This window comes from Candidatus Cloacimonadota bacterium (assembly GCA_012516855.1).
In the GTDB taxonomy this organism is placed as follows: domain Bacteria; phylum Cloacimonadota; class Cloacimonadia; order Cloacimonadales; family Cloacimonadaceae; genus Syntrophosphaera.
The window spans coordinates 1-23,632 of record JAAYWB010000046.1 but is presented as its reverse complement, the minus strand read 5'-3'; the positions used below and the strand labels follow the sequence as shown (position 1 = coordinate 23,632).

At 53.1% G+C, this 23,632-nt stretch carries 19 protein-coding genes; 14 read left to right on the top strand and 5 right to left on the bottom strand.

Annotated elements, in window-relative coordinates:
• Positions 1-5: 5 nt before the first annotated feature.
• The 4 genes from GX466_04470 to efp form a co-directional block, all read right to left on the bottom strand.
• The gene (locus GX466_04470) at positions 6-911 is read right to left on the bottom strand and encodes a PorV/PorQ family protein (protein NLH93457.1); all 906 of its coding nucleotides are present in this window, start codon (positions 909-911) and stop codon (positions 6-8) included.
• 13 nt (positions 912-924) lie between these two features.
• Entirely contained in the window at positions 925-4,038 is a 3,114-nt protein-coding gene (locus GX466_04465) for a M6 family metalloprotease domain-containing protein (GenBank protein ID NLH93456.1), read from the bottom strand.
• A gap of 192 nt (positions 4,039-4,230) precedes the next feature.
• Complete coding sequence (locus GX466_04460) at positions 4,231-4,440, bottom strand: hypothetical protein (protein ID NLH93455.1); 210 nt, start codon at positions 4,438-4,440, stop codon at positions 4,231-4,233.
• Between the two features lie 38 nt (positions 4,441-4,478).
• Positions 4,479-5,042: an elongation factor P gene (efp, locus tag GX466_04455; protein NLH93454.1), complete on the bottom strand. Its 564-nt coding sequence runs from the start codon at positions 5,040-5,042 to the stop codon at positions 4,479-4,481.
• 159 nt (positions 5,043-5,201) lie between these two features.
• Here efp and GX466_04450 point away from each other — a divergent pair, with 159 nt between their 5' ends.
• The gene (locus GX466_04450; protein ID NLH93453.1) at positions 5,202-6,323 is read left to right on the top strand and encodes a hypothetical protein; all 1,122 of its coding nucleotides are present in this window, start codon (positions 5,202-5,204) and stop codon (positions 6,321-6,323) included.
• Positions 6,324-6,700: 377 nt separating this feature from the next.
• Here GX466_04450 and GX466_04445 read toward each other — a convergent pair whose 3' ends face one another.
• Positions 6,701-8,725: a hypothetical protein gene (locus GX466_04445; protein NLH93452.1), complete on the bottom strand. Its 2,025-nt coding sequence runs from the start codon at positions 8,723-8,725 to the stop codon at positions 6,701-6,703.
• 177 nt (positions 8,726-8,902) lie between these two features.
• Between GX466_04445 and GX466_04440 the strand changes: the two genes are divergently transcribed.
• The 13 genes from GX466_04440 to GX466_04380 all read left to right on the top strand — a co-directional run bounded on the left by GX466_04440 (position 8,903) and on the right by GX466_04380 (position 23,043).
• A complete protein-coding gene (locus GX466_04440; GenBank protein ID NLH93451.1) occupies positions 8,903-9,346 on the top strand; it encodes a prepilin-type N-terminal cleavage/methylation domain-containing protein in 444 nt (147 codons plus the stop codon).
• Positions 9,347-9,361: 15 nt separating this feature from the next.
• The gene (locus GX466_04435) at positions 9,362-10,420 is read left to right on the top strand and encodes a type IV pilus twitching motility protein PilT (GenBank protein NLH93450.1); all 1,059 of its coding nucleotides are present in this window, start codon (positions 9,362-9,364) and stop codon (positions 10,418-10,420) included.
• Positions 10,420-10,875 (top strand): hypothetical protein, encoded by a 456-nt coding sequence (locus GX466_04430; protein ID NLH93449.1) that lies wholly within the window; start codon positions 10,420-10,422, stop codon positions 10,873-10,875. Before GX466_04435 ends, GX466_04430 begins: the two co-directional genes overlap by 1 nt.
• The gene (locus tag GX466_04425) at positions 10,875-11,483 is read left to right on the top strand and encodes a prepilin-type N-terminal cleavage/methylation domain-containing protein (protein NLH93448.1); all 609 of its coding nucleotides are present in this window, start codon (positions 10,875-10,877) and stop codon (positions 11,481-11,483) included. Before GX466_04430 ends, GX466_04425 begins: the two co-directional genes overlap by 1 nt.
• A gap of 39 nt (positions 11,484-11,522) precedes the next feature.
• The gene (locus GX466_04420; protein ID NLH93447.1) at positions 11,523-13,403 is read left to right on the top strand and encodes a hypothetical protein; all 1,881 of its coding nucleotides are present in this window, start codon (positions 11,523-11,525) and stop codon (positions 13,401-13,403) included.
• Between the two features lie 35 nt (positions 13,404-13,438).
• A complete protein-coding gene (gene pilM / locus GX466_04415; protein NLH93446.1) occupies positions 13,439-14,509 on the top strand; it encodes a type IV pilus assembly protein PilM in 1,071 nt (356 codons plus the stop codon).
• Positions 14,510-14,519: 10 nt separating this feature from the next.
• Positions 14,520-15,122, top strand: coding sequence for a hypothetical protein (locus tag GX466_04410; GenBank protein ID NLH93445.1), 603 nt, complete (start codon positions 14,520-14,522; stop codon positions 15,120-15,122).
• Entirely contained in the window at positions 15,122-15,673 is a 552-nt protein-coding gene (pilO, locus tag GX466_04405; GenBank protein ID NLH93444.1) for a type 4a pilus biogenesis protein PilO, read from the top strand. Before GX466_04410 ends, pilO begins: the two co-directional genes overlap by 1 nt.
• Before the next feature lie 2 nt (positions 15,674-15,675).
• Entirely contained in the window at positions 15,676-16,221 is a 546-nt protein-coding gene (locus GX466_04400; GenBank protein NLH93443.1) for a hypothetical protein, read from the top strand.
• 32 nt (positions 16,222-16,253) lie between these two features.
• Entirely contained in the window at positions 16,254-17,678 is a 1,425-nt protein-coding gene (locus tag GX466_04395) for a hypothetical protein (protein NLH93442.1), read from the top strand.
• 11 nt (positions 17,679-17,689) lie between these two features.
• Entirely contained in the window at positions 17,690-19,948 is a 2,259-nt protein-coding gene (locus GX466_04390; GenBank protein NLH93441.1) for a hypothetical protein, read from the top strand.
• A gap of 112 nt (positions 19,949-20,060) precedes the next feature.
• Positions 20,061-21,770, top strand: coding sequence for a Flp pilus assembly complex ATPase component TadA (tadA, locus tag GX466_04385; GenBank protein ID NLH93440.1), 1,710 nt, complete (start codon positions 20,061-20,063; stop codon positions 21,768-21,770).
• A gap of 19 nt (positions 21,771-21,789) precedes the next feature.
• Positions 21,790-23,043: a type II secretion system F family protein gene (locus GX466_04380; protein ID NLH93439.1), complete on the top strand. Its 1,254-nt coding sequence runs from the start codon at positions 21,790-21,792 to the stop codon at positions 23,041-23,043.
• Positions 23,044-23,632: the final 589 nt, after the last annotated feature.

Here is a 23,632-nt window from a genome sequence, read left to right as displayed (position 1 = left end):
TCCGTTTAGAAATAGTAGCTGAGGCCCAGGGAATGTACATCGCTGAGTTGGCTGGAAAAAGAGGCCCAGCCGTAATCAATACCTATCCGTTTCCAGCGCAGGCCCAGACCGGCCGTGAGGTCTTCAGCGTCGTGGTTGATCTTGTAGCCGGCTCGCAGCAGGGCCAGGCCGAAGAGGTTGAACTCTGCGCTAACTGCTCCTTTCCAGTTTTCGTCGATGGCCTTGATCCCGCTAAGTTCAAACTCCAGGGAGTTTTCACCCAGTTCAATTTTCTTGCTGAGGTCCATTTCCAGGCTGATGGGAAATAAGGTTCGTTCCTCGTTCATTGCGGAAGAAAAGCCCAGATTACGCACTGCCAGATTGAATTTGGTGTTCTGCAGGGGTGTTAGCCAGGTGAAGCCAAGGTCGCTGTGGATGCCATAACTGGAATCGGTGTTCAGCTTTTCGTAGGTGATCCCAGCGTTTATCCCAGCGTAGAGCGAAGGCGTGACCCGCAAGGCGTAGTTGCCCATCAGGTCAACATTCAAAGGTGAATAACTGCCGATGAGTTCGCCGTTTTCATCACGGATCTCCAGAACGCCGTAATCCAGGGTGCGCAGGGCTAGCCCAAAATGGGTTTTACGGTCGGAAACGGAGTAGTAGATGTTGTTGGCGGCTGTGTCTTCCAGCCAGCGCACATGGCTCGCGCCCAGGGCACGGTGGCTGCTGAGGGCCGAAGCTGAGGGCTGGCGCAGGAACGCCGCAAGGTCGCTTCCGCTGCCGATACCACGTCCAGCCAGGCTCATGGCTATAGGATTGCTGCTAATGTCCAGAAACTGGTAGCCATATTCACCAGCGTGGATATTGATCCCAGCCGGCAGCACGGATAGAGCGGCCAGCGCCACAATTATTATCAGGAGTAGCTTTTTCATCATTTTTGCTCCGTTACTTTTCCACCGCGAATTTAATGCTGCGGGAGTCCCGGTCACCCGAAACCACGCAGATGTAAACACCGCTGCGTAGACGGTCCGCGGGGAGGTTGATCACATCACGGTTGCGCAGCCAGGCTTTGGCGGTGCTGGACTGACGGAAGATCAGGCTTCCGTTGATATCGAAGATTTTCACTTCCAGGGCGGTGTCGCGGCTGGTCATGACATTCAGAGTTAATTTTTGTTCGTGGATGGACTTGAGGGGGTTGGGATAGATGTAGAATTCTCCGGGCACGAAGAGTTCTGTAGTTTGGTACTGGTTTGGGAAATTATTGCTATCGCGGCTGGCCTGGCGGAGCAGAGAGCCGAATTCAGCGGTCCATCCGGATTGGAGGTCTGCCATGACAGCTTCAGGCAGGGCTTGGCGGTAGATGAAGCCGTTATCGGAAGCCAACCAGGCATATACAAGGCCGTCTGAACCAGCGGCGATGAGGGGCAGGTTGCGGTTGCGTTGTCCGAAGGAAACAGGGTAACCGGGTTTAGGGCGAAAACTGTTGTCCCAGCAATTTAGCTGGTTGAAGCCAAAAGAGCCAAGGAGTTCCTTTTTTCCGTCGTGATCAATGTCCACGGCCAGAACTCCAGAACTGAAAGCCAGGTAATCCGAAGCCGCCAGGTTCAGTGAAGCCGGACTCATCCGCGAACCGGAGTAGTCGATGACGGCGACGCCCCGGTCTGAAGAAATGATGAGGTCCAGAGTGCCGTTCTTATCCCAGTCCTCTATGCTCAGCGGCGCGGTGGAGCGCATGTCATGAACATAGGGAAATCCGGGCAGGATGTTTTTGTCGGAGTCAAACACATAGATGGAATTGAGGCACTGAACTATCACCTTGCCCTGGCTGGAAGGATTCTGCGGCCGTAGGGGAGCCACGAAAACCGCCACCAGGGTGGAATCCAGAGGCACGTCCAGAAGAAGACATTCCGCAAACATGGGGTTATTCGGGTCCAGTTTCCAAACGCAGAACATTCCTTCCTGACGGGAGGGGATGTAAAGCCGGTCGCGGAACCAGGCCATGTTGGCCAGGATTGGATACTCGAATTCGCGCAGGGTCTGAACTTCGCTTGTCTCTGGGTCGTGGCTGAACAGCGTGCCTCGCTGTCCAGGGAGGTTGCTGTTCAAGGCCATATACAACGATTCGCCCGTGCTGAGGGGATGGGTGGCCCAAGACATGTTCTCAAATGTGTGAATATATTCGCTGCCAGCAGAGTCCAGGCGGTAGAGCCGGGCTTGATTTTCCTCCTGCATGGGAAAATAGAATTCGCTGCCGGTCCAGACATAGGTGTGTTCCATTGGCTGACCGCAGATCGGATATTCTGGCAGGGGCAGTTCGTCTTTCCAGATGTGGATCTGGCCGTCAGGTTGGGGATAGACCAGTTCTGTGTTGCCGTCGCCGTCGAAATCCACTGCGCAGGCGTTGATGTTGTTCTCTCCGCTGAACCCGGTGGAAAGCCTCCAGCCAAACCTTACCGAGAAGGTCATATTATTGCCGCTGGCGCTGATGTCATGGATTTCCACAGGGACGCCGCCATAGTAGCTTTCAGCGGTGGGTAGGGAGAGAATCCCGTTGTGTAATTGCTTCCCGAAATAATCGTTGTTGCCGGCGCGGAAACTGTCATAAGGGCTGCCGTATTTGTATTGGTCGGCTGCCGATATATCCAGATGCTGGATGCCGTCGGCTTCCTCAAGGTCGATGCCTTTGTGTTGGGAGTAGGCGTTGATGGTGTTGTAGTCAAAATTGGCGGTGAAGTTCTGGGCGATCACATTTTCGTCGATGTGCCAGATCAACAGCCCGGAACCATCCACTGGCACGGGCATTCCGGCAGGGACGGGCCCGCCCAGACCGGGCAGCATGAAATCCCACTCGCTGCCTTTATAGCGGTTCTCCATGAAATTGAAGAAAGGCAGTTCGGGGAAGTTTTCATAGTAGTCCTGCTCGCCGGGGGGTAGGAGAACGAAGCTATAGCTGGGCAGATTGTTGTAGGGATTAAGGCTGCCGTCGGGATTTTGCTGTCGGTTTTCCACCAGGAAATACTCTCTGTCCGAGATGGGGATTTTATAAACCCGGTCGTTAACAGGCATATGGTTCAGAAAGTGCGATATGGAGAGGTTTTCAGTTGTTTCCGTGACGGTGATGGGTGTTTCCCAACCAAGAAAAGTGCGGCACCAGGCACTCACTTGTGCCGGAACGTAGCCGCTGGCGTTCCAAATCCCAGTTCCCATCAGGCCCCAGTTGCCGATGCCCTGCGAAGCTCCGTTGCTGGAATCGTTGTCATACAGGCTGGGCAGGCCCAGGATGTGGCCAAACTGGTGGGCAAGAACGCCGTAGATGCTGAAGAGGTAAACCTCTGCATTTTCTTCGTTCTCGCCGGGGAAATAGTCCTGATACTCATGTTCCGGAACGATCACGATATTGGTAAGGTAGGTCCCGTCCACCGGATAGCCCTGATAAGCATCGTTATCCTCGTCAAACCAAAGCTGCAGCCGTCTGCGGGTGAGGAAGGTTGACCAGATCTCATCCTGCCGTTCGCCGTTGATGTCTGATTCCTGGCCCGCGCCCGCGTGGAACACTATCACACCGCCATACTGGCTGAAATCGATCTCCGGATCAGCCATCTGGATCAATTCCCGGGTGAAATCCTTCAAACCTGCGTCGGTGGTGTCGGCGACGTCATGGCCGTAATGGGCTAGCGGTTTGGACAGGGTAAAAACATTGGGATGGAGTGTGTAACTCAGTTGATAGGCGCCGTGGGAGGCATCAGCGAAAAAGTCTCCCAAATGCAGCATCCAGCGGTCAAAAAACACTTCGTCATGGGCCAAATTGTCCGGATACTGGGGGGTGCTGATAAACTTTACATCGCTGAACTGGACCCTCAGCACCAGAATGTTGTTGGGAAGTGTTCTGTGCGTTTCCACTTCCCTTAGAGAGCCTAAACCGGGAACTTCCAGCCGGGTTGGTTCAAAGCCGGAAGGAATATGTTCGTGGAGCGGATGGGGAGGCACCATCGCGTTCAGCAGACCCGCCAGCGCGAGCGCTGCGATTAGGCACAAGGCCAGTTTCGATCTTGAAAGCATTAACAAGCTCTCCCTGACTGCAAGATTTTTAAATAAATAAACCCATTTCGCCACGCTCGGCGCTATACAAAAACACTAAAACCCACTAATCCGCCCCGCCAAAGCCTGTCAATAAAAAAACCCGCCTTTCCGGAGCATTGATGCCGGACCGGGACGGGTCCATACTGTGGCGACATCCCTTTGGCTGTTATCTTACAAGGTTTTACCAGCCAGAAAATCCGCCTCGTTGCATTTGCAGAGTTTGGCAAATCCGTAACGCGGGGCCCAGCCCTCGCTGCCTCTTTTGCGGTTTAAAATCATCTTGACCATCTTGACTTCGGTATTGCAGACCGGGCAGATCGTTTTTCCTTCGTCGGATAGCTCGTGAGCCACTTTGGCGGCAAAGGTTTTTACTTTTCCCATTATTTCCTCTTTCGCGCCAGTTGGCGCTTATCTAAATATTAATTCGCTCTTTCCAAGTATTCGCCGCTGCGGGTGTCGATCTTAACCTTGTCCCCTGTTTCTACAAAGAAGGGAACGATGAGTCTCAGCCCGGTTTCGGTGTAGGCGGTCTTTCCACTGCCAGAGGCGGTGTTGCCTTTGACGTTTGGTTCGCATTCGGCGATGGTTTGCACCACCGTCACGGGAAGCTCGATACCCAGGATTTCTCCATCGGGGGCAAACAGGATGGTGAGTTCCATGTTTTCCATCACCAGCTTGTCCATATCGCCGATCACATGTGCGTCAACGGGAAGCTGTTCATAGGTTTCGGTATCCATCATCACGTAGAATTCGCCGTCGCGGTAAAGATATTCCATCTTGCGGCGTTCCACGCGCACTTCGTTGAAGTTGTCGCTGTCGCGCCAAGTATTGTCCACAACCTTGCCTGTGCGGACGTTTTTAAGCTTGCTGCGCATGAACGCCGGGCCTTTGCCCGGCTTAACGTGCAAAAATTCGACCACTTCCCAGAGGTCGTCCTTGAATTCTATGATCATCCCGTTGCGGATATCGGACATGGTTGCCATAGCGGTTTGTTCCTTAAAGATTTATCTCAGAAGAGCCAAAAAATTCAGTCTCCACTTTTTGGCAAGGATTTTCTTGCGCGGATTTCCGCTTGACAGGAAGGGCGCTTCTCCGTCTTAGTGCACATGACACTTAAAATACTCACCCACAAAGGATAGACTATGCCAGTAACGCTCACAGAAGTTAAGACCCGCCGTGATATGAAGCGCTTCGTTTACCTGCCTGAAGTGATCAACGCCGGCCGCCCAGGATGGGTGCCGCCCCTTTACGACGACGATAAAGCCGTGCTCAACCCCAAGAAAAACCCTGCCCTAAGCTATTGCGACACCGTGTATATGCTGGCTTGGAAGGATGGCAAATGCGTGGGCCGCGTGGCTCCCATCATCAACCACAAATACAACGATTACGCAAAAGTGAAAACCGGACGCTTCGGCTGGTTTGATGCCATCGATGACCTCGAAGTGGTGAAGGCACTGGTGGACTTCGCGGAAAAATGGCTGAAAGAACGCGGAATGACCAGGATTGTGGGCCCCATGGGCTTCACAGAGGAAGATCCAGAGGGCTTCATATTCATGGGCTATCACGAAAACCCCACCCTGGCCTGCTACCAGAACACCCCCATTATAAATGAATACATGGAGAAACTGGGATACGGCAAGGAAATTGACTGGTTCGTTTACAAACTGGACATGATAAAGGCCATGAGCCCGCTGTATAAAAAGTTGTTCGAGCGCGCCAGCCGCAGCAGTCTCTTCCGACTGAAGGAATTCAAATCCAAAAAAGAGATCAATGCCTATATCCGGCCCGTCATCAGGCTCATGAACGAATGTTTTGTGGACATCTATGGTTATTCCCCCCTCAGCGATGAGGATGTGGAACACCTGGCCAAGCGTTATATGCCCCTGCTCGAACCCCGTTTCATCAAGGTGGTGGAAACCCCTGAAAAAGAAGTTATTGGCTTCATGGTCTCCATCCCCAATTTTTCGCCTGGGATTGTGAAAGCCCGCGGACGCCTTTTCCCCTTCGGCTTTATACACATCTTGAACGCCGCTAAAACAACCACCCAATTGGACAACTACCTCGGAGCCGTGAAAGCCGAATACCGCGGCAAGGGCGTGGACATCCTGATGGGCTATGCCCAAATGAAAACCGCTGTCGACGCAGGCTTCAAGATCATGGACAGCCACCATGAAATGGAGGATAATATTCCCATGCGCGCCGAAATGGAGCGCTCAGGCGGGGAAATTTACAAGAAATTCCGCCTCTATTCCAAGGATCTTTAACGCTCGGTCCTTAGCCCCATCCAATAAGCCCCTTGCCTGCCTCCCGCATGATACTCGCATCAAATGCGGGCATTATGCTGGAGGCTTGGCATTGGCATATCACAGACGGCTAAGCAGGGGTTAGGTGAGGGCTGGCGTCGAGCGAGGAACGAGCTTCGACACCAGCAAAGAATGAACGCTTCGACATATCCTATCCTCCACTCCATCAGATTGTTCCTGTCGTCCATGCTCATTTAGTTCGCTGTACGCTAGGGTGGTGTTAATATCGGATACAGGATAAGGAACAACCCTTTTCCATCAAACCAGTAGAGGCATCCGACATGAAAAAACCCCGCCGAAGCGGGGTAATCAACTCATAATAAGGTATTGGGTTACGGTTATTCCTCAATTTCCAAAACGGCATTGCCTTCCAGAGAATCGATCATGAACTGGGCCGATTCGTTAAGCTCGCCGCTGGGGTATTTTTTCAGGAAGTCCTTGAAGAGCTGGAGGGCTTGGGCTTCGTCCTTGAGTTCTTCTGCGATGAGGAAAGCCTTCATAAAGGAGGCGCGGTAGTCGTCTGCGCCGTTGGGGAAGTTCGTGATGATTTGGTTGTAGAAGGAGATGGCATCTTTGAAATTGCGCTGGCGGGCGGAGTTGTCGGCCATGGAGAAAAGATCTTCGGCTTTCAGCTCAAGCCTGATCTTTTCCGGATATTTCACCATCTGGAATTCCTCGTAAAGCTGCTGGGTAACCGTTTCCTGCTGAGTGCTCTGGCGCTGGTTCTTGAGCATCCCGTAGATGCGGGGTTCCAGTTCCGTGAAGCTCTGCGCGGTGGTCGGGGTTTCCTCCAGGGTGCGGAAGAAAAGGATGTCGCCGCTGGCGGCTGTGAAGACGGGGCTGATATAGCCGACGGGGTTGTCCCAGACCATGTCGCAGAAATCCTTGTCGGGTCCGACGCCGGTGATGATGCCGTTGTTGTAGATGTTTTGCAGCACCCTGAGCTGGGGTTTGACTGATTTATCGGCGATCAGCTTGTCAATGCGGGTTTGGTCATTGAACCCGACGTAGAGGTCATATTTGCTGCGCGCGGCTTCAGCTTCATCGGCATCGGTGAACCAGAGGACCTCTATCTTGCGGTGGGGAGGGGTGCTGTAATCGTCGATGTGTTCGTCGTAATAAGCCCTCGCTTCCTCGCTGGTGATCTGGATGGCGTCCACGACGAGCTGGCGGAAGGCTCTGTTCAGGATGTAATAGCGCTTCATCTGTTCAAATTCTGGATTTTCCTTGAGGTTTTGGCTGTAGTCTTGAGCCTTGGCATCAGCGTAAAGCAGGCTGCGGACGAGTTCCTGGTCCAGCAGTTGCCTGGCGGCTTCGCCCTTGCTGAAGAAGAGCTGTTCCTGCGGTGAGAGCTGGGCATAGCGGTCAAGCAGAACGGCCACGGTGATGTTCAAATCCGGATTTGAGGATGAGATGAGGTTGAGGTCCATTATCTCTTCGTTCTTGGCACGGTCCTTGAGGTCGATTTCGTCAACTCTGGTGGTGTCCACCGCAACCGCGTATTTTGCTTTGAGCCGGTCGGTCAGGTCGTTGAGGATCCTGGTTTCCACACCTGGGCGGGCGCGCTGCTCAAGCTCGGGCATTACTTCATCAAAAGGTTTCTGGCGTCCGGCTTTGTAATCCACAGTTTGGAAGAGATGCCAGCCGGAGTTGGTTTTGAAGGGGCCGTTTATCGCGGTGGGATCGGGCTGTGAATCGGCGATGTGTTTTTCCAGCTCCAAGTCGTTGCCCACACCGGGGATGTTGCCGTTGAGGCGGATGTTTTTGATAACTCCCTTGATTCCTTTGGCATAGGTATTGATGTTGTACGCGTTCGAAACCTCCCCGAAGCTTTTCCCTGCCTGAAGTTCGGCGATTGCGGCCAGGGCGTCGGCCTCATCTTTGGTTTGGATGTAGTTGAGGGTTATATTGGGAAATTCGTAGAAAGCCTGTTTATTGTCATCGTAGTATCTCTGTTTATCGGCTTGGGTGACGATCACGAGATCGCTGACATTACGTTTGTAGTATTCCTGGATATAGAACTGGCGGGTTCCGGCTTCGATGAGTTTCATGACATCGGGGTCCTTGTCCACCCCAAGCTGGATGGCTTTGGCCATAAAGGCCTCTTCCATGGCCATAATGTCCAGCACCTGGATTTGCCCATCCACCGTACGGTAGCGGCCCTGCTGGTTCACCGGCAGGTGGGAGATTTTGGTATCCAGGTCTTTGCGGGTGATGACACCTCCGTTCCATTCGGCAAGGACGTCAGCGTCATTGAGCCGGTTCTGGTTTTTAAGTTCTGTGGGAGCGGTTTCATCCGCGAAACAGGTTGCCATTCCCACAGCTACAATAATGGCGATTGATAGCCAACGTGATATATTCATGTTTGTCTCCTTAGGTAATCTGAGAGAATTTGAGGCAAATGCAAAAAAAAGATTGGACAAGAATGCGTCAAGATATTTATTGGCATCTCTGGATTGATGAAATTTTCCAGAGAATTGGCACGCATTGTGCAAGCCATAAAAGAACCTGAAAAAAAGTTCCGCAAGGAGGAAATACGAATGCTCAGGAAACTGAAAAACCAGAAGGGTTTTACCCTGATCGAAGTTCTTGTGGTGGTGATTATTGTCGCCATCCTTGCAGCCCTGGCTGTTCCGATCTATATGCGTCACGTGGAAAAATCCCGTTCCGCTGAAGCTCAAACCGCCATCGGCGCCATCCGCAACACTTATAAGATTTACAGCCAAACCTACGGCAGCACTCAGGACTATACCATCGAGAAAGCCCTGAAAGAAACCAACCTCGACGGAAGCACCAGCCGGTATTGGAAATTCGAAGTCACCGGCAACCCGCCCAAGAAATTCATCGCCACCTCCACGGAAGAATTCCCCGGCGGACCTGACAAACAGGTGTGGTTCGACGTTGAAGAAGGCAAATTCCACGGTTATGGCGTAGACCAGTTCACTGACCCGGACACGGAGGGAGTGGAAGCCGACACCGATTAATCTGGAGGAAACAAGTTGACTATCCACGAATTGTTACGCTTCACGGCGGAAGCGGGAGCTTCGGACCTCCACATCGCGGCTGGCGCACACCCCATGGTGCGTGTTAACGGCCGGATGAAAAGGCTGAATCTGCCCATCCTGTCAGCGGAAGAGGTAAAGACCCTGGTTTTCGGTGTGATGAACGAAGTCCAGCAAGAGATGTTCAAGGAAAACCTTGAGATCGACTTTTCCACCAAACTGAGCAACGACGTGCGCTTCCGAGTGAACGCATTCCATCAGATCAACGGGGTCTCATGCGCTTTCCGCGTGATCCCAAACGAAATCAAAAGCTATGAGGAACTGCATCTTCCTGACATTCTGAAAAAGCTTACCCACAAGGAAAAGGGACTGATCCTGGTGACCGGCCCCACCGGCAGCGGCAAATCCACCACCCTGGCTACGATGATCGACACGATCAACGACAACCGCTATTGCCACATCATCACGGTGGAAGACCCCATCGAATTTGTGCACAAGAGCAAGAACAGCCTGATCAACCAGCGCGAGCTGGGACACGATACCAAGAGTTTCACGGCAGCGCTGAGAAGCGCTCTGCGCGAGGACCCGGACGTGATCCTGGTGGGCGAAATGCGCGATTTGGAAACGGTGTCCCTGGCTTTGACAGCCGCAGAAACCGGCCACCTGGTTTTTGCCACCCTGCACACCGGAAGCTGCACCAAGTCGATCGACCGCATCATCGACATGTTTCCCAAAGAGCAGCAGCAACAGGTGCGCTCGATGCTCTCCGAATCGCTGGAAGCCGTGCTCTCACAAACTTTGCTGCCCACCAAGGACGGCAAAGGCCGCGTTCCCGCCCTGGAGATCATGGTGGCCAACGCTGCGGTGCGTAACCTGATCCGTGAGGAAAAGACCTACCAGATCCCCTCCATTATTCAGGCCAGCACCAAGGAAGGCATGCAGACTCGCGACCAGTCTCTATACAACCTGGTGATGAACAACCTTGTGGAAAGGACCATTGCGGAAGAATTCGCTGACAATCCCAAGCAGTTTGCCTCTGGCGCGGGATTTAACTGATGAATGAATATAATAAGATGAATAAGGTGAAGCCGCTTGGCCTGCTAAGCAGACAAAGCGGCATCACCATTTTGGAGACCATGGCGGTGATGACAGTGGTGGTCGTGACTGTCCTCGCCATATATATCGGCGTGGTTTACGCGGAGCGGCAGCTTCTCACAAACTACCGCGACCGGGTTGCCACCCTGCTCATAACCGGTGAACTTGAGATGGAATATTACCGCCATACCCGCAGCAAACCTTTCGAGCTGCAGTTGAACAAGCAGTATATCCTCGATGACACAAACCCGGAACACGTTCTGTGTGGAAACATGACGGTCACGACGCGCAACGCCCAGGAGACGTCCAACGAGCAGCTTCTGAACTACATACAGCTGGAAGCTACCTTCAGATGGATCGATCCCGGCTCGAAGAAAGAACGCCATATCCGGATGCGGGAAGACTATTTCCTCTGATGAATACCAAACGAACCTTCGCAAACTCCATCTTGGGCCGCCAACGCGGTGTCACCCTGGCCGAACTGGTCGTTGTGATGGCCATCTCTGTTATTCTTATATTTGCGGCAGCCTTGGGAATCGGCACCTTTTTCAGAAAATACCGGGAACTCACTGCTTGGGCTGAACTGCAAAAGGACGCCCTGGACTGCCTGAACCTAATTAAAAACGGAGTTCCGGTGGGCAATGCCCAGGACATGGAATACTACGGGGTGGCAAATGCCCTGAACATGCGCCTCTTAAACACCACCACCAACTCCAGCACAGACCTGCGCATCATCCCACCCACAGACAAAGGCCTGGAAACGCTCGACTACGCGCAATTCTATCTGTATGATGGTGCTGTGCGCTGCAGATATGTGCACCGGGGAGTGCAGGTTGCCTCACCGCTGTACATCTTTCCTAAAAAGGAAAACTTGGACGAGATGATCGTGGACAAATTCCTGTTCACAAAAGTCAATCCAGACCAGGATGTGCTCGTCTTGCAGGTGGAACTGCACGCGAGGGTGAAGACCGGAGCTAATAGGTACCGTTCTGTGAAATTCACGACCAAGATGGCTAAGAAATGAGGAAGCAAAAGCCCCTGAAAGGGAGATTCCATGTTTAAAATGTTCAAGCGACCCAGCGGCAACGTGGCTATTGCCATGCTTCTGGCGGTTGTGGGCGTGATGTCTGGTTTCACCCTGTCCAGCCTGGCCATGCGCGATGTGGTTGCCTTCCAGTATGATTTTGAGGGTTTCCAAGGCATTATCTTGCTGCGCAGCGAGGCATATCGCGGGCAGAAGATCGCGCAGAAAATGGGTACTGTGCTCATCCCCGTGCGCACTTCCGAGCGCAGCGTGGAGATCACAAACTCGGCGATGCGCAAGACATTCAAAATCCAGTCCCTACTTACCAAGGGAGGGTTGAGTTTTATTACAGATGATGATGTGGTTATGGGCGACCAGGCTCAGCAAACCCAGGTGAAATCGTTGGTCCGCTCCAAATCAGGGATAGGGCAAACAGCGATGCTGAACCCCAAATATTCCATGGTCCGCAAATACGGCATCTATACCCTGGAAACCGAGACCTTTGCCAAATTCATGTATTTTACTGACACCGACGAATCGCCCAACGCCACCAACGTCTATTTCCACGGTCCGGACGTCCTCCACGGCCGAGTTCACAGCAACACGAACATCTGGATCAAAAAAACCAGCGGAGGCATAAACAACGGCTGGCCAACTTTCTACGGCTGGGTTTCCACCCACGGCGAGGTTATTTCATTTTCCGGCTCCTATTCTGAAACAGAGGTTTTCCAGGGCGGCCTCTCCGAAGGGTATGCCTACACCGTTTTCCCGGATGAGGCCTCCAGCATCCGCCGCAGAAACAACGTTGTGGGCCCTCAATATAATAATCCAAACGTTATTATGTACGTGGATGTGGACGGCGCCGGCTATGCAGCTTATATGGGCGAAGTTATGGAACCCTATCAACAAATCACGCCTGTGTACAATCCCTATCCTCCTGAAAACCCTGCCACATTTTTGTATAATAACCAATATACCGTGCGGGACACCGTCTGGTCTTTTTTCCACAACGGCACAGCCATGAACACATCCAAGTGGGTGAACAACAAACTCTGGATTAAGGGAAACTTTGGTACATACCAGACTTGGGGATGTGGCGACACCCTCTTTCTGCTGGATGACATCACGCTGATGAACACGGCTGTGGGCACCGACCCCATAGGCAACCGCACCGATGTGGTTGGCTTGGTCTCCGAGAAATCGATCGTGATCAAATACGGGTACCGTGACCCGATCGACTCCACGCGCGTGCATGGGACTTCCGGTCCAGACACCGGTAATGGCGGCATCTGGATCTACGCGGCCATGGCCGCATTGGGTGATGACGGACCCGACAACTCACACGGCGATGGGGTTTTTACCTTTGAGTACCAGCATCCGCATCCCTCCGTGCCGGATGTTACGGTGAACAACGTAACCTACACCAGAATCGACCTGCATCGCTACCGCTTCCCCCACCGTCCCGGGCAGCTTTGGGCCTCCACGGGACCTGGAAACCGCAACCTGAGGATCGACTATCCCTGGTACAATCCCCTCTGGCCTGAGCGCACACCCTACCTGGAACGAGGCTATATCAACGTTTACGGTTCCATTTCCCAGCGCCGCAGGGGATTCGTGCACCGCAGTTATTACGATGAGGAATGGCCTTCGAACAACAACTGGGACCAGCCCATCGATTACTGCGGCCCCACTAGCTTGCCAATGGCGGTGCAGCACAACGATCCCGTTTTCGGGTTTACCCTCACGAACATCAACTTCCCCGGGGCTTCGGGAACAGGCACTGGCTATAAAAAGAACTATTATTACGACAACAGGTTTTACCGGATTTCGCCGATAGATTTTCCGGAAGTCAACCGCAAAGACGAGACTCCTTTTGCCGCGGTGAACTGGGTTATCAAGCGCCCGCCGGAATACCTGTGATACTTATATATTAAACGTCAGAGATAAGAGGAACGATGAAGAAAGCGAAAACGACCAAGATCAAAGAATCGGTCGGAATCGACATAGGCAGCCATAGCGTCAAGGCGGTGCATCTGAAAAAGCTGCACGAAGGCTTCAGGCTGCTAAACTGCGAAATCCGGCCAACCGTCCCGATTGGTGTGGAATACGTGCCCAGCGATCTTCGCCCCGATCGCTTCGCCCCGGTGATCGTCGAGATCATGAAAGCCATGCACATCAATCCCAAAAAGATCCAGCATCTGGTTACCTCTGTGGGAGGGGACAACACCAGCATCAAGCAGATCAAGACCATCTTTCTGCCTGATGACGAACTGGAATCCGCCCTGTTCTTCGAAGCGAAGAAACACATTCCCATCAGCGGCACGGACATGGTCCTGGATTTCCAGGTGATCGATGTTGAGGAGAAAACGAACAACATGAACATCCTCCTGGCCGCCACCTCCAAGGAACTGCTGAACGAGCACACCAACACCCTGGTCACAGCCGGCCTGAATCCCAACATTGTGGATATCGACTCCCTGGCAGTGGCCAACAGCTTTGCCCTCAACGCCTTTGTAGAGGAAGGGGTGTATGTGTTGCTGAATCTGGGGGCGCACCGTACGAACATGGTGATCTGGGGGCCTGATTCCAGGCTGTTTGCCCGCGACATCCCCTTTGGGGGCTATAATTTCACCCGGGACATCATGCGCAAGCGTCAGATGGAGTGGGAGGAGGCCGAGAACTACAAGCTGGAATTCGGCCTTATGGACGATCCCGGCGCGGTCAGCAAGCAAACCATCAGCATGCTGGACATATCGGAAAAATCTACCGAAGACGTGATCGTGGAAGAACTGCGCCGTTCGCTCCGTTTCTACGTCAAGGAAGCAGGCAACAGCGACTTTCGCAAGCTTTACCTTATGGGCGGAACAGCCAAGCTTAAAGGCCTCCGCGAATACATTGAGGAAAGAGTGAGCGTTCCCACGGACATTTTCATGCCCTTCATCAATGTGGAAATGCCGGAGAAATTCGCAGATAAAAAGGATCCGCAGCTGGCCCTGGCCATAGGCCTGGCTATGCGGCAGGAATAGGTACGTGAGTATGACACCAAACTTTTTCTTCAAGATCAACCTGAACAAATACGGCGAGATCAAGCTCCAGACCGAGCGGGAAAACAAAGCCTTCCGCAATGCCGTCATTGGCTTTCTGCTGGGTGCGCTGGTCATGTTCGCCGGGCTCCTTTATCTGAATAACAACCTCAAAAGGAAAGTTAAAAACCGCAAGGCCTACTATACCAAGATCGATTCCCAACTAAGCGAGTATGAGACCAGCGGTGAGTACCTCTCGGTGAATGATGTCACCAGATTGGCTGAAACCTTCAACGACCGCATTTTCTGGACCAAGAAGCTGGAAGCCCTCAGCCAGGAGATCGACAAGCAACTGGCTGTGCGTAAGTTCCAGTTCAGCAACGGTGTGCTCACCCTAAACGGGATTATCGAAGTGGACAAGCGCATTCAGGAAGGCGATGTTACATTCGATTTCGTCCAGCGCCTGAAGGCCAACCCTGAGATCAGCAACGACTTTCCCGAGATCAAATCCGGCTCTAAAAATCGCCAGATTGCCAAGGACACCGAGATTTTGGAATTCCTCATCGAATGTTACAGCCGCAATTCCTCGGAACTGAGCCGGAAGGCGGTGCAATAATGAAAGAAAAATATACTGTCTTCATCTTGGGAATGGTCCTGATCTCTGTACTGTTTTTCATGCTGGCCGGTAATTCCCTGAGAAAGAATCTCGGCGAGATCGAAAACTATGACAAGAAGATCAAGACCACCTTGGAAAAACTGAACAGCGCCATGATCATGGACCAGCAGCTCAGCCAGTTCCGTGAGATCCTTGACAACAGCCTTACCACTGAAAAAAAGTTCTCGGTTGATGAGCTCAACAACTTCCAGCGTGGGATCGAAATGCTGCGCGACCAAAACCAGTTGAAGCTGATCAAAATCTCAGATTCCAACAAGTTCACTCAGGTCGGGATGCTCGAAACCACATACACGATTGAACTTCAAGGCACTTTCCGTCAGATGGGGCAATTCATCTCTGAGCTCGAAGCCCAAAACCACATCATCAAGATCCAGTATCTTGATGTATCTCCGCTGCAGACTACTGAGAAAAGCCAGGCAACTGACGGCTCCGCCAACATCTACCGGATCACCATGGAAATGTCGATTTTGAAGGTTAAAAAGGAGGTTTAGGCATGCAATTCAGATATTTAAAAGACCTCGCCATAGCCTTGCTCTTCATCTCCCTGCTGGCTTTTGCCATCCGGCTGGTGACCTACAACTCCAAATCAACCAAGGTGCCGGATCAGTCCAAATACACCAACGAATCTGTCTCCGATACCCTGCGCAACAGGATCATGTCTATCGAGAAATCGATTCTCGAGCGCAAGAATACTGTCTTTACGGTTGCCCACGATCCCCTCAGGCAGGGCAATATCATCAAGGACCGCTTTGACTTGGCCAAGGAATTTGAAAGCGCCCTGCGCAACACTTTCCGCCCCACGGGAACCTATATCGACGAGGAGACCGGGAAACGGTTGGTCACTGTGGAGTATCAGGACAAGATCTACACTGGCGGTGTGGGCGATGTGATAGAAGGGCGCCGAATCACTTGGATCAATGAGCAAAACGTTGGTATCTATTACGGCGGGCCGCAAACCCTGAGCATACAGCCGCGTCCCCAAATGCCCGATTTCTCGCAAGAGGAACTCAGGCGGCAAAACACCGATCAAAACTATTAATCATGAAAAAATACTACGAAGCTGGAGAAAATATGTTGAATGCCTTCGTGTTCAAACGCTTTATGATTTGCACTCTGATTCTGAGTTTCCTGCTGGGGATCGCAGCCTTGAGTGCACAAACGAGCGCTCTTAGAAAACCCGTGACTCTTAACAGCGTGGACGAACCCCTGTCCTCCGTGCTCAGCACCCTTGCCCGTCTCAGCGGCACCAATATCGTGCTGGCCACAGACCAGTCTGCCGGCACTGAAAAGGAACAGAAACGGGTGACCGTCAGCATCAAGGACGTTCCTGTCGAAACAGCCGTCTCACTGGTGGCCAAATCCGCCGGGCTGTCCTATAAGATCTACGGTGACAACACCTTCCTCGTGGGGACCCAGCAAAATATCGCCGAGTCTTCAGGCCATCGCAGCAATATCATCTACCTCAAGAACCTCGATGCCGCCAAGGTTAGCGAAGCACTTGCCAATTCCGAGGTCTCCGTGGTCCCGCTGGAAGGCCAAAACGCCATCATGGTCTATGGCAACACAGATACTTTTGAAAGCGTGAGAGATTTGGTGCAGACGATCGACATCGCTCAGAAGCAGATTGAAATCAGGGTACGCCTGATCGAGATTAGCCTCACCGACGCCAAGAAATTTGGCATCGACTGGAGCCGCCTCAACCACCTCACTACCGTCCTCGCCGAAGATCCTGTGAACGCAGAGGGAACGGGACTGCCCTATAACTTTAGCGATTCGGAGGGATATCTACCCTACGGCAACCCCACCGATTTCGAAATTCTGCCGGACCAGCAGTATTTCCAGAGGATCAACGGCTTCAACGACATCGGCCATTTCAGCCGTCAGTTGACCGCCTTTGACATCACCATAGACTGGCTGCTGGAAAACAATGCCGCCAAGCTGCTTACCGATACCCGGGTGACCGCCCTGAACGGCAACGAAGCCCAGATTCATATCGGTGAAGTGGTGCCCTTCGTGGTTACCGACAACGACAAACAGATCCAGGTCGAGCGAGAAGAAGTGGGCATCATGCTCACGGTTACGCCCACGGTCAACGATGAAGGCCAGATCACCGCTCACATCGCACCGGAAGTTAGCTCTGTCACCGAACTGGTGGGCGGCTATGTACCCCGTAAAAAGGTGCGCCGCATTTCCTCAACAGTCACCGTCCCCAACGAGCATAAGATCATCGTGGGCGGTCTGCTTAGCTCCAGTATCAGCCAGAAAGTGAGCAAGCTTCCGCTGCTGGGTGACATGCCCTTCATCGGCAGACTGTTCCAGCACCGTCAGGAACAAGTGGAAAATTCCGATCTGATCATTGAGATCACGCCTAGATTGGTCACTGCTGACCAGTTCAGCATCGACCCGGAAATCCAGAATAGCAAAGACTTGGGCGAACCGGTTTTGGATGAACGCCTCACCCGTCGTCTGATTAAGTATGAAAATGACGAGAACTAAGGGGAGATACCATGAAGAAGTTTAAAACCTTTTTACCCCTTCTGACCTTGCTGGTGCTAACACTTGCGGTTTTCTCATCCTGTGACAGGCGCTTGCCGCCTCTCACTGGTGGGTTAAGCACTGATCCCAACGAAATGCGGATCATTACCAAGATTACCGCCTCACCGGATACCATCTATGCTGACAACAACATCACGTTTTCTGAAATCAGCGTTACCGTGAAAAACGGTGAAGGTTTCGGTGTGCCCTCGCAGATAGTGAATTTCCGCACGAATCTGGGACGTATCCTGGCCGCAGTTCCCACAGACAGCAGCGGTGTGGCCACCACCACCTTCTGGGATGACGGCGAAAGTGGCCTTGCCACTATCACAGCCGTGGTTCGCAAATACTCGGCAACTGACACCAATGTGCTTGCTTCCGCCGATACTGCCGAAGTGCAGGTCTTCATCGACGAAGTTCCCGAAGTGGAGAATGTCACCCTGAATTTCCTCTCCCAGGCAAACCCCTATCCCATGAATGTGATGCAGACCACCGAAATCAATGCCATGGCCATTAATGTTCTGGGCAATCCGGTGCCGGACAACACCCTGATCACCTTTAACTGCACCATGGGCAGGTTTGTTGACGACGCCGGCAACGTGCTGGGTGTTACCTTTGTGGGCAAAACAATTAATGGCCGCGCCTATGCGAAGTACAATGCCGGAGCGGTGGCAACCACCACGCCTGGTGTGGAAAACGCCTTTGTGACAGCCACAATCGGCAATGTGAACAGCACCCGGGAAGTGCTGATCAGGCCTGGAAACCCCTTCACCATAGGGCTGCAGTCCTTTGTAGAGGTAGGTGGCGAACTCATAGAGGCGGACACCAGTTTCGTGGCCAGCCAAAACCGTATCTTCATGCGCGCTACGCTTAACGATCCCCACGGAAATCCCTGCCAGATAAAGCCGGTGCGCTTTGAAACGGACCTGGGCACTTTCATAAACACAACCCAATCCGTTACCATCAATACAGACAACATGGGTGAAGCCCAGGTGCGGTTTACGCCTGGCCTCACAGCTGGGGCAGCCACCATCAAGGCTTTTGCCAACAACGACACCCTGCAGACCCAGCTTATCTTCAACGTCACTTCTGACGACATCCACTCCATCTCCTTCACTCAGGATGAACAAATCGTGCTCGATGTTGCCAATACAGGTGGCACCGATACCGCCATCCTCAGGGTGAAGCTTAAAGACATCAACGGCAACCTGATCGACAGACCCCAGGATATCTATTTCCGGATTATGAATACAACCCCTCCCGCGGGAGCCAACCTCAACGGCTACCCCGTGATGGACAGTGTGCTGGTGGTATCCAATGGAGGTGAAGCCCAAATCTCTGTGAACAGCGGCACCCAGTCGGGAATCCTGATCATCAGGGCTTCCTGCACCACTGAATCCGGCAGATGGGTGCATGCCACCAAGGCCAATATTGTGATCAGGTCCGGACCTCCGCATGAGGTGATTCCCTCCATTGGTGCATTCAACACCGGTGAAAACATGGAAGGCGGGCTGTGGCGCGTCGTTGCCCAGGCCGTGGTCAAAGATATTTATGGCAACCCGGTCGGGTATAGAACCTCTGTGTTGTTTGAGCTCATCAACAACGTTACCAACTGCCAGATAGTCGGCGATGCCTACACAGGCAACGCAAACGTGGCCGGAGACTCCCTTGCCGGAGTGGCCTTCACCACGCTTACCTATTCTGGCATCTATACCTATGATTGGATCACCATCCGGGCCAGTACAGGAGAAATGCATGGCACTAGCGTGGCTGGCTATGCCACAGTTCAGCTTCCGCTCAACGATCCCGAGTTCGAGATCCAAGCCATCCCAGCCTCGCTGGTCTTTGGCGCCACCAGTCCGGATTGGAAATCAGCCGATATATTTGCCGTGCTCACCGACGGCCAGGGATCGGCCGTGGGCAACGCTCCCATCATGCTGCTCTCCACCAAGGGACAGTTTGTGGCCATACCAGGCTACAACAATAACTATCCGACTGATCCGCCCTGGCAGATCTACACCGATGACGGGAGTTGGGGCACCGGGGAAAAAGCTGGCTGGGCCTGGGGACAGATCCGATATCACAGGTTGGAGTGTCCAGCCGGCGATGGGATGACCGAAACCGCCGGAGAAACCAGCGGCATTGTATTCGCCCGCATCATGGGCACCAACGTAACAGCGGAAACGAGCGTCCACCTCTACCGCTACTGGACACCTGGTCCCCCATTCTAAGAAACTTCACCCGATACGCGGAGGCGGCCCCGGCCGTCTCCGCCGCTTCGGCTTTATAATGTTGGCGCGGGCTGCCACAACGGTTCCAAAATACCATGTAAGGATGATTTAAATGAATTATAACCCGCAATTTGCCCCCTTCGGTGAAATCGTGGTCCACGAAGGCTATGCCACCGAAGATCAGGTCAAAGAAGCTCTCACCAAACAATCCAATTTCGGGCTCAAGATCGGTGAGACCATGGTCAAGCTTGGCCATATCACCGAGGCGCAGCTGCTTTCCGTGCTGCACATGCAGCTTGATTACGAGATCGCCCAGGAAAGCGAACTGATGGAAATTGACCTGGAAGTAGTCAGAATGATCCCTGAACCCTATGCCAACCAGAATCGCGTGATCGCTCTGCGCGAAGATGACGACGGTATGGTGGTGGCCATGACAGATCCAGACAACCTTACAGTGCTGGACAGCCTCAAGAAAATCCTGGGCAAGAACGTGAAGCCCAGGCTGATCTCCGATACCGCGCTGCGCGACACCATCGAAAAGCACTACAAGAGAATCCGCACCACCTCCGAGGTGGAAGACGCGGTTGACGGCTTCGATTTTGTGGCTATGGACGACGACGAGAACGAGATCACCATTTCTGCTGCTTCCGGTGAGGCTGATGCTCCCATCGTAAGACTTTTGAATCTGATCATCAACGAAGCGATCAAGTCCAACGCCACCGACATCCACATCGAGCCCCTGATTAAAAACACCCGGGTGCGTTACCGTGTGGACGGTGCTCTGCGTGAAGTGATGACCCCGCCCATTGGCATGCACCCCGGCCTTATCTCTCTGGTCAAGGTGATGTCCAAGCTGAACATCGCTGAACGAAGACTGCCCCAGGATGGCCACATTGCTCTCAAAACCTCACTCAAGAGTGTGGACGTGCGTGTATCCATCACCCCCACCGTGCTGGGTGAAAAAGTGGTGATGCGTCTTCTGGACAAGGGTGAGTTTGGCTTCAAACTCAACACCCTCGGTTTTGAACAGGAAGACATGGACATCTTCAACCGCATCATCCGCCGGCCTTATGGCATCATCATCGTCTCCGGCCCCACCGGCAGCGGTAAATCCACTTCCCTCCACGCCGCCCTCAAAGAGATCGAGGATGTGGAAACCAATATCATCACCGTGGAAGACCCTGTGGAATACCGTCTGGAAGGCGTCACCCAGATTGAGACCAAGGAACAGATCGGCCTCACCTTTGGTACCGCCCTCCGCTCCGTGCTGCGCCAAGACCCGGATATCGTGCTAATAGGTGAAATCCGTGACGAGGAAACCGCCGACATCGCCATTAAGTTTTCCCTCACCGGTCATCTGGTTTTTTCCACCCTGCACGCCAACGACGCCCCCTCGACAGTCACCCGTCTCATCGATATCGGCATCAAGCCTTATCTGGTGGGTTCTTCACTCAGCCTGGTGATGGCCCAGCGCCTGGTTCGCAAAATCTGTCCTTACTGCATCATGGATTACAAGCCAACCGACCAGGAGATCAGCGATTGCGGACTCAGCCCGGAACAGGCCGCCCAGATCAACTTTAAGATCGGCCGTGGCTGCGTACACTGCGACAACACCGGATTTGCAGGCCGCACAGGCATCTTTGAGCTCCTTACGGTCAATCCCGAAATCCGCAGCATTATCTACGACGGCGGCAACCAGGACCTCATCCGCGAAGCCGCTCTCCGCGCCGGAATGCGCACCCTGCACGATGCCGCCATAACCAAGATGGTCAAAGGTATCACAACCATCCGCGAAGTCATCAAGATGACCATCGTGGAATAATCTTCGAAAGGTTTAGCCAATGCCGAATTTTGCCTATATCATCAAGGACGTCAAGGGCGCCAGGGTCGAAGGCATACTCAAAGCCGATTCTCTGGACCAGGCCGTGGACAAACTGGCCAAGGAAGGAAGCACCATAATCTCGGTGAAAGCCGCCTCGGAAGGCGCTTTCAAGGGCAAGTTGTCCCTCTCCGACAAGATCATGCTCTCCATTTACAAGTGGCGCACGGGAGTTTCGCTGAAAACTCTGGTCTTCTTCACCCGCCAGCTCTCCACCATGTTCTCTGCCGGTCTCACCATCGAAAAAGCCCTCACGGATCTGGAAAAGGCTGAAAAGAATGCCAAATTCGCCAAGATATTGCGGCGCCTTTCCGACGATATCCGCAAAGGTTATTCGCTTTCAGAAGCCATGGAACAGCATCCCGGTGTCTTCAATCCACTCTATATCGCCCTGGTGAAGGCCGGTGAGGTCTCCGGAACCCTGCACACCATCCTGGATGAGCTTTCCGACTATCTGGAAAAGATCGAGGACACCCGCCGCAAGGTGAGCTCCGCTATGGCTTATCCTATCTTCATCCTCATTTTCCTGGCCGTGGTGGTCTGGTTTCTCTTCTACTATGTGGTACCCATGTTCGCCGAAGTCTATGAAGGCTTCGACGCCGAACTGCCCGTGCCAACCCAGATCGCCATTGGCATCAGCAACTTCATCACCAATAACGTGTTCCTGGCCATCCTGGCAGTTATCGGCGTGATTGTCGCCCTCTGGGTGGTTAATCTCACCAACAAGGGGCGTTACGTTTGGGATAGCATCAAGCTGAAACTGCCTGTCTTCGGCGGAGTTACCGTCAATTCCATCATGAGCAAATTCTCCCGCACCTTCTCAATCCTCATGGCGGCGGGCGTGCCCATCATGGATACCATGGAGCTAACCGAGAATGTGGTGCAGAACGCCGTGATCGAAGGCGGCATCCGCCGCGCGCGGGTGATGGTGAAAGAAGGCTATGGCGTGGCCAACGCCTTTCGCCGCACCGGATTGTTTCCACCCACCCTCCTGCAGATGATCGGCACCGGAGAAGAAACTGGCGACATGGACAAGCTGCTGGGCAAAGCCGCCCAGTTCTACGAAAAACTGGTCGATGCCGTGATCGAGCGCCTCACTTCGCTCATCGAGCCCTTCCTTATCATTATCATGGCCGCTGTGGTTGGCGGCATCATCGTGGTGGTTTACCTGCCCATCTTCAGCCTCGGCGAAGCGATGACCCAAGGCATCAAATAATCCATTCAACCATAAAGTCTTGCAAGGCCGGTTCACCCCGGCCTTTTTTGATTGCCGGCCTTCCCCTCGCCTCTTCGCCAGGCCAATTAGTGTTCCTGCGCAGCCTCCAGCTGTTTTGGCTCCGGAGCCAGGCCGTTCCGCTTCTCACCTCGACCATCACGGTCACTGGCGAGCCTGGACATGTATTCCATCAAATCGATAGACCGTCTCTCCAGCAGGTAAGAAAGAGAGCCAGAATTCCTCAACCACTTCATTTGAACGTCATAACTGCTTAGCCACCGCGGAATCCTGCCAGTCACGCCCTGAGCGCTCGTGTCCATCTCTCTTTCATGCCTCCCGTAGGATACTCGCATCAAATGCGGACATCAGGCGGGAGGCATATCCGTGACCAAAGATAGGGCGTTAACGGCCATACTATGTCTTTTCGCTTGTTCAAGGCACCAGGATGTCGCATCCATAATATATAAGACCGTTGCACGCAAAAGTGGACATAAAGTAGGTGTAATAACTTCTTGACAAAATAACTATGCAATTCATTTTGGTTCCATATAACACAGGAGCCAAACATGGAAAAAGAGACCATCACCTT

Coding starts and splice junctions, on each gene's coding strand:
- GX466_04470 (NLH93457.1), bottom strand. CDS start 911: ATGAAAAAGCTACTCCTGATAATAATTGTGGCGCTGGCCGCTCTATCC.
- GX466_04465 (NLH93456.1), bottom strand. CDS start 4,038: ATGCTTTCAAGATCGAAACTGGCCTTGTGCCTAATCGCAGCGCTCGCG.
- GX466_04460 (NLH93455.1), bottom strand. CDS start 4,440: ATGGGAAAAGTAAAAACCTTTGCCGCCAAAGTGGCTCACGAGCTATCC.
- efp (NLH93454.1), bottom strand. CDS start 5,042: ATGGCAACCATGTCCGATATCCGCAACGGGATGATCATAGAATTCAAG.
- GX466_04450 (NLH93453.1), top strand. CDS start 5,202: ATGCCAGTAACGCTCACAGAAGTTAAGACCCGCCGTGATATGAAGCGC.
- GX466_04445 (NLH93452.1), bottom strand. CDS start 8,725: ATGAATATATCACGTTGGCTATCAATCGCCATTATTGTAGCTGTGGGA.
- GX466_04440 (NLH93451.1), top strand. CDS start 8,903: ATGCTCAGGAAACTGAAAAACCAGAAGGGTTTTACCCTGATCGAAGTT.
- GX466_04430 (NLH93449.1), top strand. CDS start 10,420: ATGAATGAATATAATAAGATGAATAAGGTGAAGCCGCTTGGCCTGCTA.
- GX466_04425 (NLH93448.1), top strand. CDS start 10,875: ATGAATACCAAACGAACCTTCGCAAACTCCATCTTGGGCCGCCAACGC.
- GX466_04420 (NLH93447.1), top strand. CDS start 11,523: ATGTTCAAGCGACCCAGCGGCAACGTGGCTATTGCCATGCTTCTGGCG.
- pilM (NLH93446.1), top strand. CDS start 13,439: ATGAAGAAAGCGAAAACGACCAAGATCAAAGAATCGGTCGGAATCGAC.
- GX466_04410 (NLH93445.1), top strand. CDS start 14,520: ATGACACCAAACTTTTTCTTCAAGATCAACCTGAACAAATACGGCGAG.
- pilO (NLH93444.1), top strand. CDS start 15,122: ATGAAAGAAAAATATACTGTCTTCATCTTGGGAATGGTCCTGATCTCT.
- GX466_04400 (NLH93443.1), top strand. CDS start 15,676: ATGCAATTCAGATATTTAAAAGACCTCGCCATAGCCTTGCTCTTCATC.
- GX466_04395 (NLH93442.1), top strand. CDS start 16,254: ATGTTGAATGCCTTCGTGTTCAAACGCTTTATGATTTGCACTCTGATT.
- GX466_04390 (NLH93441.1), top strand. CDS start 17,690: ATGAAGAAGTTTAAAACCTTTTTACCCCTTCTGACCTTGCTGGTGCTA.
- tadA (NLH93440.1), top strand. CDS start 20,061: ATGAATTATAACCCGCAATTTGCCCCCTTCGGTGAAATCGTGGTCCAC.
- GX466_04380 (NLH93439.1), top strand. CDS start 21,790: ATGCCGAATTTTGCCTATATCATCAAGGACGTCAAGGGCGCCAGGGTC.